Here is a 12,800-nt window from a genome sequence, read left to right as displayed (position 1 = left end):
AGTAATTGTAAGGTTTTGGTGCAGACTGGCGAATTTCGCCAAAAGCGGTTTTGTTTGTCTTATTAATCAGCGGTGGCACCTGCTTTTTGCCTGTTTTTGATTGAGGCAAAAAAAAGCCCGCATTAAGCGGGCAAGACTTCATTGGTATGGTTAACTGTTAAAACTTGATTTCACCCCAAACCCAAAGTTTGTTGGTGTTTTTGTAAGTGGATGAATTATCTGCGCTGAAAGAAGCGTATTTAACGCCCGCGGTATAGACCTTGCCGAATTTTTTAGCCGCCAATAGATCGTATTCCGTACCGTACTTAGAGCCGCCTTTATCCGCTTTGAAATCGTGATAAATCGCCGCAAGTTTCATGCCCAGAGCTTTACCGGAAAGGTTAAGGTAAGTGTCTACCAAACCGTTAGCAGGGGTACCGCCAGCAGGCCCGATAAACATATCCGCCCAACCGTTATATAAATGTACCGTTCCTAAAGGTGTTTGGAAGGCATGCGTGCCGTTTCCGCCCAGCTTTTCCTGACCCAGTACGATAGAACCCGTTTTGTAGCCTAGTCCTAATTCAGCTCGGATATAGTCGCCACCGATGTTTTTGCTGTCGGCATATTTGCCCTGTGTTGCGTACTCGGCGTGGTAAATCGCCTTCATGTCTGAGCCGATACCGGTTTTCCCGGCGAATCGAATACCGGTGGTTTGGCTGTCTTTTTCCGCAGCGCCCAAAGTGTCCAGATCGTAGTCGATCAAGTAAGCGTAAGCCGTCAGTTTGCCGAAAGGAATCCCGCTGTAAACCGCCTGCAATGCATGAGTTTTCATGATGCGGTCAACTCCGATAGGGTTACGCGTGTCGGTGATGTAGGCATAGTCCAGCATCGTTTTTGGAATGATGGCGGTTTTTAACGTCACCCCTGTGTAAACCTGCTCGGTTTGACGCCAGCCGACATTTCCTAAGAAGCGCGTATCAAAAATGATGCGTTGCTTACCGGCCTTGATAGAAGTGCTACCGATCTTATAGGCTATCCATGCTTGGTTAAGAACGGTAATGGTTGGGTCTAGAACAACCGCTTTAGTCGAATCACCGCCAGCCCCTGGGCCTGCGCCAACGTAATAATCTTTTCGGTTACCAATGGCTTCTGTTCCAGACATTTCTACGAAACCGGTGAACCCTTTAAAATCGCCGGTTTGATAACCGACACGGGTTCTTTCGGTAAAGGCGGAAGCATCGTCTTTCCCTTTTTGGTTGACGCCTTCATAACGCAGACGGATGTCTACGTTTGCTTTCCCGCCAGTTAGTGCATCGGTAAATTCGTCGGCCATGGCGGTTTGCGCGCCAAAAGTTGCTAACCCCACAGCCGAGCCCGTCAGGATGGCGTGAATGTGTTTGACTAAAGTGTGTTTGTTCATAACTGTCTCCTATGTTGCGACTTTTCTTTTCGCATTCGTCGCGCCAATATTAGGAAACCTGAATAGAATCAATAAACTAGCTTTATAACGGCAATAAAAAACCTTAAAAATTAAGCTAAATCAAGTGGTTAGATGTTGTGTTTTGTTAACAATTTGTTTGTATTTGTAAACAAAGTTGACTGAAGTGTGGGTTGGCAATTTGATGAAAATCTGCCAGGTTGGGGGGTGAAAGTCGAATATTGTCGTCAATTACTGCAGTAGATATTTCGCCAACATTGCCAAACACATCAACGCCACCAGATAACGCAAGTGGGTAGGATTGACGCGAAACAGAAAATGCGAGCCCAGCCATGCGCCGATAACCTGTCCCAACATCATCACCGCACCCAGTAGCCACGCGATATGTCCGGCAAAGATAAACACGATCAATGAAGCGATATTGGTGGCGAAATTCAGCGTTTTTGCGGTGGCGGTTGCCTCAAGTAACCCTTGCCCTTTTAAAGACACGCCTGCCAAACCGAAGAAAGATCCGGTGCCTGGGCCGAACATACCGTCATAAGCGCCAATCACCGGGAGTACGAATCGTCGGTAGGTGTTGTCAGTGACTTTATGCGGTCTGTCCGGCTCATGTGGCGTCTTGGCGAACACAAAGTACATGGCGATGACAAACAGCACCACCGGGATCAACCAAGACAGGAATTGTGTATCGAGAAATTGGATGATGAGGGTGCCGATGACAGAACCGATAAAAGCCGCCAGCATCAAAGGTTTTATTTGTTGCCATGCCACGCGTTTGTGCTTGAGCATCATATAAGTTGCGGTGGCGGTTCCCATTGAGGCTTGGAGTTTGTTGGTGGCAAGCGCGGCCAATGGCGGTAAGCCGCTGACAATTAGTGCAGGCAGGGTCAGCAAGCCACCGCCGCCGGCTAGGGTATCGATCATCCCTGCCAGTAAAGCGATAGCGAATAAAAAGGAGAGCAACTCCAGCGAGAGTTCAGGCATTAGCGTAGGATTTTGTTACGGATTGATTGAACCCCAAAGGCGAACAAAATCACCACACTGATCGCACCGACCCAACCTGGCAGAAATTCATGGCTGTGCATCAGTTGTTGATGGAAATCCAAATGCCAGTCGCGCGCAATCCAATCCACAATAACACCCAGTGCAATACTGCTGACGGCAAGCGTCGCCACGTAAAGTTTCATGGCTTGGCTACCCAATTCTTGCTTTAGGATGCCTAAGGTCGCGATATTGGTGGAGGGGCCTGCCAACATGAAAATCAATGCTGCGCCCGGGGATAATCCAGCCAACATTAAGCCCGCTGCCACCGGCGTTGACGCCGAAGCACAGATATACACCGGGAAACTGGCAACGAACACCAGTGGATAAATCCACCAAGTGTTTTGGTACCGCAATAAGAAGTCATTGGGAATAAAAGTCATTACCAAGGCAGACAAAACCAGACCGATCAACAGCCATTTCTTCATGTCGTCCAGCATTTGGGTAAAGGCGTAATGTACCCCTTGCAAAACCGTCATTTTCGTCGAATCGTCAGGTTTTGACGTACCACAACAACTGCTGGTTTCCTGTTCTTGCGAGCAGCAAGGGGTTTCTTTTTTGTCCGTTTCCTTGGTGCTACTTGAGCAACAGCTTGCCGTGGTGTTTGATGCAGGTTTGTGTGCTTCAGGTGCTTTATGTGAACAACAACCTGCTTTAGTTGGCTGAGACGCTTGCGTATCCGTTCCAGTGCTTTGGGTATCGGCATCGCGCTTGGCGAACCAGCCGATGCTCAGCCCCGTAATGATGGCAGAAACTATGGCGGAAACAGGTCTGACCACCGCCATAAAGGGGCCAAGTAAGGCATAACTTAAAGAGATGGAATCCACGCCTGTTTCTGGCGTAGAGACCAGAAAGGCGGCAGTCGCACCTTTGGAGGCTCCCGAACGGTGTAATTGGGTAGCGACCGGAATAACCGAACAAGAACATAATGGCAAAGGCGCACCAATCAAGGCGCCTTTGATGACAGGGGTTGCCCCTTCGCCGGACAAGTGTTTTGCCACCCATTTGTTCGACACTTTTGCTTTGATGATGCCCGCAATGAATAAACCGAAAATCAGCCAAGGTGCAGCAATGGAAAGCGTTTGCCAAAGATTTTGCCAGAAAGAAATCAACATGAAGCACCTGTAAGAACGAGTTAAGAAATTAGGTTGCATTTTACGCTTCTAAAATCAAAACAACAAATGAGAATCATTTTTGTTATTAAAAAATTCAATGGGTTAGTGGTTTATTTTTAATTGCAAAATATAAGCGTTCTCTTAAAATCGAGCCTATGAAAAAGCGACTTAGACATTATTTCATGGCCTATATGGTGCTGTTCTCCGCCTTGTATTCTCATTGGGCGGCGGCTATCCCTTTGCCTGAAAGCGGTCAGAGTGCTCAAGCTTCAATGTCTTCAATGCAACATGGTATGCATCACCAAGGCATGGTGATGGGCGATATGACGATGCCTTGCCATCATATGCACATGACCTCCTTGCAGCAGCAGGATATGCCGAAAATGTCTTATGCGCACTATTGTCCTTATTGTCATGGCCCTTGTGACTACGATATGGATACCTGTCATGTTATCTATCCTGTCGCTGATTTAGTCATGCAGGAATTCCATTTTGCCGTGCCATCTGAGATGCCGGTTTTCACCTTGCAAACCACCCTACCGGTTGCGCCTACCAGCAAAACTATCCGCCCTCCAAAATCTACCTGATTGTGCTTCCTTGCGCCTGTTGAACGCTGAATGGCTGTTCACTGTGCGTGTGTTCAATCAATTTTAATTTTCGGGATGCTGTCTCGAAAAAAGGTGGATTCTATGAAAACTCGTAGACAATTTCTTTCCGGCATGATTGCCGCGGTAATGAGCGGTGTACCGGCATTGGCCCTAGCTGATACAGCGGTTTCTAAGTCAGCGGATGCTACTGCCGATGGCAAAAAACTCATGACGCTATCGCCAAGTAAAGGCGATGACAAGATTCTTTATAAATATGTTTGCCCGATGCATCCGCAGATTGTGCGTGACCATCCTGGTACTTGCCCTATTTGTGGCATGACATTGGTGAAACAAGCCTTCAAGGCCTCTGAAGAAACGCCCAAGATTTCTGTTGGGCAAGGTGGTGCTTCCGGTACCAAGCAAGGGTTCGCCATCCGAACCACCAAAGTGCAGAAAACCACGCTTTGGAAATATATTCCGACATTCGGGAAAGTCGTGGCGGATGAAAGCAAAGCGGTGCATATTCACCCAAGAGCATCAGGTTGGATTAGCGACTTGGCGGTACGAAGCAATGGCGAAAGCATCAAGAAAGGTCAGTTGCTTTACCGCATCTATTCACCGGAAATCGTCTCTGCCGAGCAGGATTTGCTGCTGGCGGTGCAGAATCGTAAACGTATTGGACGATCCGCTGACTCGTTGGTGCAGTCCGCTGAAATTCGTTTATCGCTCTTAGGGTTGGATAATTCCGTCATCCGACAAATCGAAAAAACCGGAAAAACCATCAATCAGGTACCGATTTATGCGCCGCAGGATGGCGTGGTCTCAAGCCTTATTGTGCAGGACGGCATGTATGTACAACCGCAAACCGAGTTGATGAGTGTCGCGGACTTGTCGAGTGTTTGGGTGGAAGCCGAAGTTATGCCACTACAACAAAGTTGGATTAAAGATGGGCTGACGGCGGATATTTCGACCGACGCTTACCCGAGCCGAAAATGGGAAAGTGTGATTGATTATATCTACCCGGTGACGGATGTAGCTTCGCAAGCCTTGAAAGTCCGTCTTCCTGTGGAAAACAAGGACTTGGCACTTAAGCCGAATATGTTCGTCAATGTGGCGATTTACGGTGGACCGAAACGTAATACCTTGGCGATTCCGTTGAGTGCTGTGATTGACGATGGTCATGAAAAACGCGTGGTGAAAGCGCTGGATAACGGCGAATTCCAAGTGGTGAAAGTCGTCACGGGGATGGAAACGCAAGGTATTGTCGAAATCTACTCCGGATTGGATGAAGGCGACCGTATTGTGGTTTCAGGTCAGTTCCTGTTGGATTCCGAAAGCCAGATTCAAAGCAACCTCAGAAAATTGATGTCGACCAGCAGTGCGTCCGAGAAATCGGCACACACTGACCATCAACATTAATCGGGAGGGGTTATGATTAATAAAATAATTGCCTACTCGATTCAAAATCGGGTGCTGATCCTGTTGTTGAGTGTCGCAGTCGCCATCACCGGCTGGGTGGCATTTCAAAAAACACCGCTGGATGCGATTCCTGATTTGTCAGATGTACAAGTCATCGTCAAAACACCTTATGCGGGGCAAACGCCGCAGGTGGTGGAAGATCAGGTCACCTATCCGATTTCCAAGCTGATGATGTCCGTTCCCAAAACCAAAGCGGTTCGTGGCTATTCGTTTTTCGGTGACTCTTATGTTTATGTGTTGTTTGAGGATGGCACCGATCCCTATTGGGCACGCTCACGGGTTTTGGAGTATTTGAGCCAGGTTAAGGGCGCATTGCCTGCCGATGTTCAGCCGACGCTTGGGCCGGATGCTTCTGGTGTGGGCTGGGTGTACGAATATGCCTTGGTTGATAAGACACACCGGCATGATTTGTCGCAACTCAGAACCTTGCAGGACTGGTTCTTGAAGTATGAGTTGCAATCGGTGCCTGGTGTATCGGAAGTCGCCTCTGTCGGCGGGATGATCAAACAATACCAAGTCACTATCGACCCAAATAAGCTGCGTGCCTATAACCTGAGTTTGCAACAGGTGGAAAAAGCCATTCGCAACTCAAGTGTTGAAATGGGGGCGTCGGTCATTGAGCAAGGCGAAGCCGAATATATGGTCGCGCTCAAAGGCTATGTCACCAAGGTGAGTCAGTTGGGTGACGTGCAGGTCGGGATTTTCTCCAAAGACAGAACGCCGGTGATGTTGAAGGACATCGCTCAGATTAAACTGGGGCCACAACCTCGTCGTGGTATTGCCGAACTCAATGGTGAAGGTGAAGTGGTAGGTGGTATCGTCGTGATGCGCTCCGGCGAAAATGCCTTGAAAGTGATTCAAGCAGTTAAACGTAAGCTTGCCGAGCTGAAGCCGGGGCTGCCAAAGGGTGTGGAAATCAAGGAAGTTTATGACCGTTCCGGTTTGATTAACCGCTCGGTAGACACGCTGAAAGACAAGCTGATTGAAGAGATTCTGGTGGTTGCGCTGATTTCTCTGGTGTTCCTGATGCATTTGCGCTCGGCACTGGTGGCCGTGGTGTCTTTGCCTTTGGGGATTTTGGGTGCGTTTATCATTCTCGAAAAACTGGGCGTTTCCGCCAATATCATGAGTTTGGGAGGGATTGCTATTGCCATCGGCACCATGGTTGATGCCTCTATCGTGATGATTGAAAACGCCCATAAGCATCTTGAAGCCTATCACCGTGAAACCGGAGAGATTGCAAAAGGTGAAGTGCATTGGCAGTTGATTTTGGAGGCGGCGAAAGAAGTCGGGTTGCCGTTGTTCTTGTCATTGCTGATTATTGCGTTGAGCTTTATTCCAATCTTCTCACTACAAGAGCAAGCAGGACGTTTGTTCACGCCTTTGGCGTTAACCAAAACCTTGGCGATGGCGGTCGCTGCCGGGCTGGCGATTTCGCTGGTGCCGGTGCTGATTGGCTACTTCGTGCGAGGCAAGGTTCCACATGAAACGAACAACCCGATTAACCGTGTGTTGATTGCCGGTTATCGTCCCTTGCTGGACAAACTATTGCACTGGCCGAAAAGCGTGTTGGCAGTGTCTTTGGTACTTTTCGTCACGGCATTTTACCCTTGGCAAAACTTGGGTTCGGAGTTCATGCCGGAGCTGGAAGAAGGTGACTTGCTTTATATGCCGACTACCCTGCCCGGGTTGTCGATTGGTGAAGCACAAACGCTTTTACAGGAAACGGATGCTTTGATTAAAAGCTTTCCGGAGGTGAAAAGCGTGTTCGGTAAAATCGGTCGTGCGGACACTGCCACCGATCCTGCACCTTTGACAATGATTGAAACCACCATTCAACTTAAACCTAAGTCAGAGTGGCCGCAGGGTATGACCTTGGAAAAACTGATTACGCAGTTGAACGACAAGGTGAAATTCCCCGGGGTGACGAATGCTTGGGTACAACCGATTAAAACCCGGATAGACATGCTTTCCACCGGGATAAAAACACCGATTGGTATCAAGGTCGCCGGTGATGACTTACACCAAATCGACAAAATCGGTCGTCAGTTGGAAGCGGTATTGAAGCAGGTGCCCGGCACTTTGTCGGCTTATTCCGACAGAGCGGAAGGTGGTCGTTATATGGACATTTTGCCAAACCGAAAAGCCATGGCACGTTATGGCCTCAGTATGGCGGAGTTGGCGGATATTCTGTCCACCGCAGTAGGTGGAAAGGTACTGAATACCACCTTGGAAGGACGTGAACGCTACACCATGAACCTGCGTTACCCTCAAGTCTGGCGAGATTCTCTGCAAAAACTACAGACCTTACCGATTGTCACGCCAAAAGGTCAGCAATTGGAGTTGGGTCAGGTTGCTGATGTGGTCGTTAAGCTTGGGCCGCCGATGATCAAATCCGAAAACGCCCGTTTGAACGGCTGGACGTTTGTTGATTTGAACAAAGGCGTGGACTTGGGCGAGTATGTTGCCCGTGCGCAGAAAATCGTCGAACAAAAGGTCAAATTGCCTGCCGGTTACAGCATTAGCTGGACTGGGCAATATGAATATCTGCTCAAAGCGCAGAAATCGCTTGAGCAAATTGTGCCGCTGACACTGTTAATTATCTTCCTGTTGCTCTACTTCATCTTCAAAGATGTCGTCGAGGCGGCGATGATTCTGCTGGTGATTCCGTTTGCGCTTTTAGGGTCGCTTTGGTTTCTGTGGGGATTGGGCTTCGCTTATTCGGTGGCGGTTGCAGTGGGGATGATTGCCCTTGCCGGAGTGTCCGCCGAGTTTGGGGTGGTGATGTTGCTGTATCTCAAGCAAGCCATCAATCATGCCAAAGAAGCCAATCAACTGAACTCGGTTCAAGACTTACGTGCCGCGATTATGCAGGGTGCGGTGCAACGGGTGCGCCCTAAAGCCATGACCGTGGCGGTGATTGTCATTGGGCTGTTGCCGATTCTATTTGGTACAGGCACGGGAGCGGATGTGATGAAACGTATTGCCGCACCGATGATTGGCGGCATGATTTCCGCGCCAATCGTGTCGATGATTTTGATTCCGATACTCACCTATTTGCTTTACCGCAGACGACTGTTCGGCAAACACGCCAATGAGATTGCTCCACAAAAAGGGGAGACACGTTAATGAAACCTTTATTGAAACAAGCCGTAAATCAAACCGTATATACGGTGGTAATCGCTTTGATGTTGGTTGCAACCTCGGCCTTCGCCGAGCCGCAAATGGCGGTGACAGCCCCAGAAAAAGTGCTGCAAAAAGATGCGCAGTTGATGCAGCTTTATCAAACCGCGTTAAGCAATAACCCCAACCTGGCAGTTTTTTCGGCTCAGGCACAGGGCGCTTTGAGCCAACAGAAACAGGCGGCGTCTTATGAAAAACTTCAGGTTCAGCTGCAGTCGGAGTTGAGTTACGCCTGGATGAAGAAAAAGGACTTCGGGCGTACCGCCAATCAGTTGAAGGCAAGCTATCCTTTGTATCAACCGGATAAAACCGATTTGACCCAAGTGGCGACTTTTCAACATGATGCGGCGCAATGGCAGCTTGAAGCCCAAAGACAAAAACTGATGTTGCAGTTGTCAGAGCTCTATTACCGCTATTGGTCTCAGCAGGCGCAAGTGGACTTTTTGGTCAAAGAGCAAACATCCATTGCTTCCATCATGACGCAAGTGCGCAAGCGCTTTCAGGTCGGTTATCAGGATTTGAACGACATCGCTGAGATTCGCGCAAGGCTGGATAACAACCGTGCCGATTTGCTGGCGGCGAAACAGGCGCTGGCGATTACCGAGTCGGATTTATCTGCGCAAGTGGGAGAATCAGTCGATTTGCATCGAATGAAAATGCCGGAGGATTTGCCGAATGATGCGTTGCTCAACAGAGCATCGTCCAGCCAGAAAGTGGATGCCAAGGTTCAACCGGATTGGTTGTTGCAGAATCCACAGGTGAAAGCCTTGGAGCAACAGATTATGGCGGCTAACCGACAAGTGGATTATGAGAAAAACAAGAACGGCGTTCAGCTAGATGCCTTTGGCGCCTATGTGTATAACGACAGTGATGGCAATTACTACGATGATATGCAAGGGGTCAAAGGCGGCTTGGAGCTGAAGTATCCCTTGTACCTCGGTGGACGAACTGATGCGGCGGTTTCTAAATCTCGCGCTCAAGTGTCTGCGGCACAAGCGCAAAAACGTCAATTGGTGTTGCAACTGGAGGCAACCGTCAGAAACAGTTTGCTCAGTTATCAAGCCGGTGTTGAACGCCTTGCAGCTTTGAAAGCAGCACTGTCATCTAACCAAGAAGCGGTAAAAGCCACGGAAAACGGTTTGCGTACCGGCACGCGGAATATTCTCGACTTGCTCAACGCACAACGCAGCCTGCACAAAGCGCAACGCGATGTGCCTTTGACCAAAGCGAAGATTTGGCAAAGCTGGTTTGAGTTTTATGGCGCTTTGGGTTTATTGAAATAAGTTTGAACGCGTAATTTCGCTTAGGCAGGCGTTGCCTTCTGTCTTAAAAAACCGAAAAACTGTCCGGAAAATCGAGGTGCCGGGCGGCTTTTTACGTTAAAATAGGCGATCTTTATTTTAAACCGAATAGATGATTGACCGCTTTAGCCATGGACAGAACCTTAGAAGTTGAAAAGAAAGCCATCAAACTTGTAATGATTGGTGACGTCTTGATGGCGGTGTTGGGTTTGAGCTTTTATTACCTGACACATTCTCAGGCGATCTTGATGGATGGTATCTATCCGTTCATCGACATGACCGCGGGGTTATTGACCTTGCGTGTTGCCACCTTGATTTCCAAGCAAGCCAATCAAAACCAGCCGTTCGGCTATGCCATTTATGAACCTTTGCTCAATTTCATCAAAGGGATCATGATTCTGGTGGTGGTCATTTTCGCGATTTATGCCTCTGTGCATGCCCTGTTGAACGGTGGGCGTCATGTTGTGGCGGATATCGCTGTTTTCTATGCTGTTGTCGCCTCTTTGCTCGGGTTTGTGTTGTCTTACTTCCTCCATCGCATGAACAAGAGCGTTAAATCCGATTTGATAGAGGTCGACTTACAAGGTTGGCTGATCGGGGGCGTGTTGAGTTTGGCGGTTGGGATTTCCTTCGGCTTCTCCATGTGGCTGTCGAGCACCGAATATAAAGATTGGGTGCCTTATACTGACCCGATTGTTATTCTTGTGTTGGTTATGCTGATGCTGCCATTGCCGATCAAGGTCGTGAAAGAAAACGGTTTGCAGTTGATTGGTCGATTTGAAAACTCCGAGATTTCCGATGATATTGAAGAGTTGGTGCGCCATGAGTTGAAAGAAGATCGTTTTATCGGCTTCGAGAAACGCTATCTTCAATTAGGTCGTTCCATCTACGTTCAGCTTTATATTCAAATGAAGCCGGATTGTGACTTCAACCTGCAAGAAGCAGATTTGTTCCGTACCCATCTTTACCACAAGTTGAAACAACGTTATGAATACCTCGCGGTGGATGTTATTTTCACTGCCGACCCTGTGTGGGCGAAGCGTAGCGTTGGAGACCCTGAGTAATGTCTTACCCGGTGCCCGCCGAGCTGACGCACGCGGAAATCGAAATCAAAAAAAGTCGTTTCATCGCCTATGCGCAAACCATCGAAACCCGTGAACAAGGCATGCAATGGCTAGACGAAATCAAAACACGCTATCCTGATGCACGACACCACTGCTGGGCTTATTTAATCGGCAATCCCGCCTGTGCTTCCAATGCCGGGATGGGCGATGATGGCGAACCTTCCGGTACCGCAGGAAAACCCATCCTGAACGTGTTGCAACACAAAGGCGTGGGCGATGTCATGGTGATTGTCGTGCGCTATTTCGGTGGCATCAAGCTCGGTGCCGGCGGGCTGACCCGAGCTTACGGGCAGGCGGCGCAAGCGGTGATGGAAATTCTACCCATCATTCAGCAAGTGGAAATGGTGTCGATAGAAGTGGTCTGCGATTTCGCTTTAGAAAAGCAGGTGCGCCACTTTTTGGAAGAAGCCGAGGGCAAATTGGTTTCTGTCGATTACACCAATCAAGTCACACTTCAATTACAGCTCCCTTTGGCGCATCAAGCAACATTCTGCCAGCGATTGGAACAAAATCGCTGCACCTATCGTTAATATCAACCTACAGAAATACCTACAATCTTTGGTACCATAACCTGCAATAACCCTCAGCAATATCAGAGTTAAGTAGGATTCTATGAAACCAGCAATGTTATCAGGCAAACAAAAGACATTAAAAATCTGCCAGGTTGGGTGGTTACTTTCATTGGCGTTGACGCTGACGTTAAGTGGGTGTTCTCAAAATAAACCAAGTGATAATAACCTTAAAGCATCAGGCCCTCTTAAATATTTGGTAACGCTTCAAGTCAATTCGTTACTTAATGATGACCAGAAAAAAAACTTGTTTCCAGGAATTCTACGATGGAACAAACAAGTTAGGTATCAGACATATTTTGCTACACCTTATAAGTTCAGCACAGAGCAAAATGCTCTAATTTTTAAGAGTTATGGCAAATTAAGAGCCTTAACAGGGCTAGATATACAAAAAGTAGATAACTGGAAGAAGACTAATACAGCATTACTATTTGCCAATGATTGGCGCTTTGAAATTGCCTACAAAGCCAAATGGTATAAGGAAGGAAACCCTGAACTAGCAAAAATGTCGGATAAGGAGTTTATTGATTATTTGTATAGTCAAACCACTGAATCAAAGCAAATAATTAGAAGTGAAAATGGTTTTTTATCTCATTACTTCTTGATCTCAAATTTTGTAAACCCTAAAGATTATTGCTATCTGCAAAATGCTTTATTAGAGGGGCTTGTTCCAGATAATAATGCAGAAAAAAGTCCTTTAAATAGAACCGTTTTTAACTATCGAAATGAGTGTGATATGGGACACTATTTTCCAATTGATAAAGCGCTTTTAGTGAGTTTTTATTCGCCGAAGTTAGAGTCTTTTTTTGGAGAGAATCTATCTACAGAACAAATGAAAATCTTTAAACAAAAATTAATTGATTTAACTGTCGATTACATTCAAGAGCACCATTACGCTCCAGCAATTTTAGACAGTAATGTTGATTTGTTAAAAGGGAGTTAATTCAGATGCCTGGGAAGAATCAACAGGGTCAGACTCGATTG

10 protein-coding genes are annotated in these 12,800 nt (G+C 47.7%); 7 read left to right on the top strand and 3 right to left on the bottom strand.

What is annotated here, in order from left to right; genetic code table 11:
• Nucleotides 1-157: 157 nt before the first annotated feature.
• From F8R13_RS05470 to F8R13_RS05460, 3 genes are all read right to left on the bottom strand, one after another.
• Nucleotides 158-1,399 carry a hypothetical protein gene (locus F8R13_RS05470; RefSeq protein WP_152832386.1) on the bottom strand — a complete coding sequence of 414 codons (1,242 nt, stop codon included), beginning with the start codon at nucleotides 1,397-1,399 and terminating at the stop codon, nucleotides 158-160.
• A gap of 249 nt (nucleotides 1,400-1,648) precedes the next feature.
• Nucleotides 1,649-2,401: a TSUP family transporter gene (locus tag F8R13_RS05465; protein WP_152832384.1), complete on the bottom strand. Its 753-nt coding sequence runs from the start codon at nucleotides 2,399-2,401 to the stop codon at nucleotides 1,649-1,651.
• Complete coding sequence (locus F8R13_RS05460; protein WP_172967706.1) at nucleotides 2,401-3,573, bottom strand: SO_0444 family Cu/Zn efflux transporter; 1,173 nt, start codon at nucleotides 3,571-3,573, stop codon at nucleotides 2,401-2,403. Before F8R13_RS05460 ends, F8R13_RS05465 begins: the two co-directional genes overlap by 1 nt.
• Before the next feature lie 155 nt (nucleotides 3,574-3,728).
• On the opposite strand from F8R13_RS05460, the gene F8R13_RS05455 reads away from it, so the two are divergent.
• The 7 genes from F8R13_RS05455 (at nucleotide 3,729) to F8R13_RS05425 (ending at nucleotide 12,759) form a co-directional block, all read left to right on the top strand.
• Complete coding sequence (locus tag F8R13_RS05455; RefSeq protein WP_152832380.1) at nucleotides 3,729-4,160, top strand: hypothetical protein; 432 nt, start codon at nucleotides 3,729-3,731, stop codon at nucleotides 4,158-4,160.
• Between the two features lie 102 nt (nucleotides 4,161-4,262).
• Nucleotides 4,263-5,579 (top strand): efflux RND transporter periplasmic adaptor subunit, encoded by a 1,317-nt coding sequence (locus tag F8R13_RS05450; protein ID WP_253806358.1) that lies wholly within the window; start codon nucleotides 4,263-4,265, stop codon nucleotides 5,577-5,579.
• Between the two features lie 12 nt (nucleotides 5,580-5,591).
• Nucleotides 5,592-8,768, top strand: coding sequence for an efflux RND transporter permease subunit (locus F8R13_RS05445; protein WP_152832379.1), 3,177 nt, complete (start codon nucleotides 5,592-5,594; stop codon nucleotides 8,766-8,768).
• Entirely contained in the window at nucleotides 8,768-10,105 is a 1,338-nt protein-coding gene (locus F8R13_RS05440) for a TolC family protein (protein WP_152832377.1), read from the top strand. The genes F8R13_RS05445 and F8R13_RS05440 overlap by 1 nt, the downstream gene beginning before the upstream one ends.
• A 149-nt stretch (nucleotides 10,106-10,254) precedes the next feature.
• A complete protein-coding gene (locus F8R13_RS05435; RefSeq protein ID WP_152832374.1) occupies nucleotides 10,255-11,187 on the top strand; it encodes a cation diffusion facilitator family transporter in 933 nt (310 codons plus the stop codon).
• On the top strand, nucleotides 11,187-11,777 hold the full coding sequence (locus tag F8R13_RS05430) for a YigZ family protein (RefSeq protein ID WP_152832372.1): 591 nt from the start codon (nucleotides 11,187-11,189) through the stop codon (nucleotides 11,775-11,777). Before F8R13_RS05435 ends, F8R13_RS05430 begins: the two co-directional genes overlap by 1 nt.
• A gap of 82 nt (nucleotides 11,778-11,859) precedes the next feature.
• Nucleotides 11,860-12,759, top strand: coding sequence for a hypothetical protein (locus F8R13_RS05425; RefSeq protein ID WP_152832370.1), 900 nt, complete (start codon nucleotides 11,860-11,862; stop codon nucleotides 12,757-12,759).
• The last annotated feature ends 41 nt before the right edge of the window (nucleotides 12,760-12,800 follow it).

Source organism: Hydrogenovibrio sp. JE_KL2 (genome assembly GCF_009296185.1).
Lineage (GTDB): Bacteria > Pseudomonadota > Gammaproteobacteria > Thiomicrospirales > Thiomicrospiraceae > Hydrogenovibrio.
This window is presented reverse-complemented; position numbering and strand designations above follow the sequence as displayed.

What these genes read in the sequence shown, in the direction of transcription:
- F8R13_RS05470 (WP_152832386.1), bottom strand. Translation starts at nt 1,399, where the DNA reads ATGAACAAACACACTTTAGTCAAACACATTCACGCCATCCTGACGGGC.
- F8R13_RS05465 (WP_152832384.1), bottom strand. Translation starts at nt 2,401, where the DNA reads ATGCCTGAACTCTCGCTGGAGTTGCTCTCCTTTTTATTCGCTATCGCT.
- F8R13_RS05460 (WP_172967706.1), bottom strand. Translation starts at nt 3,573, where the DNA reads ATGTTGATTTCTTTCTGGCAAAATCTTTGGCAAACGCTTTCCATTGCT.
- F8R13_RS05455 (WP_152832380.1), top strand. Translation starts at nt 3,729, where the DNA reads ATGAAAAAGCGACTTAGACATTATTTCATGGCCTATATGGTGCTGTTC.
- F8R13_RS05450 (WP_253806358.1), top strand. Translation starts at nt 4,263, where the DNA reads ATGAAAACTCGTAGACAATTTCTTTCCGGCATGATTGCCGCGGTAATG.
- F8R13_RS05445 (WP_152832379.1), top strand. Translation starts at nt 5,592, where the DNA reads ATGATTAATAAAATAATTGCCTACTCGATTCAAAATCGGGTGCTGATC.
- F8R13_RS05440 (WP_152832377.1), top strand. Translation starts at nt 8,768, where the DNA reads ATGAAACCTTTATTGAAACAAGCCGTAAATCAAACCGTATATACGGTG.
- F8R13_RS05435 (WP_152832374.1), top strand. Translation starts at nt 10,255, where the DNA reads ATGGACAGAACCTTAGAAGTTGAAAAGAAAGCCATCAAACTTGTAATG.
- F8R13_RS05430 (WP_152832372.1), top strand. Translation starts at nt 11,187, where the DNA reads ATGTCTTACCCGGTGCCCGCCGAGCTGACGCACGCGGAAATCGAAATC.
- F8R13_RS05425 (WP_152832370.1), top strand. Translation starts at nt 11,860, where the DNA reads ATGAAACCAGCAATGTTATCAGGCAAACAAAAGACATTAAAAATCTGC.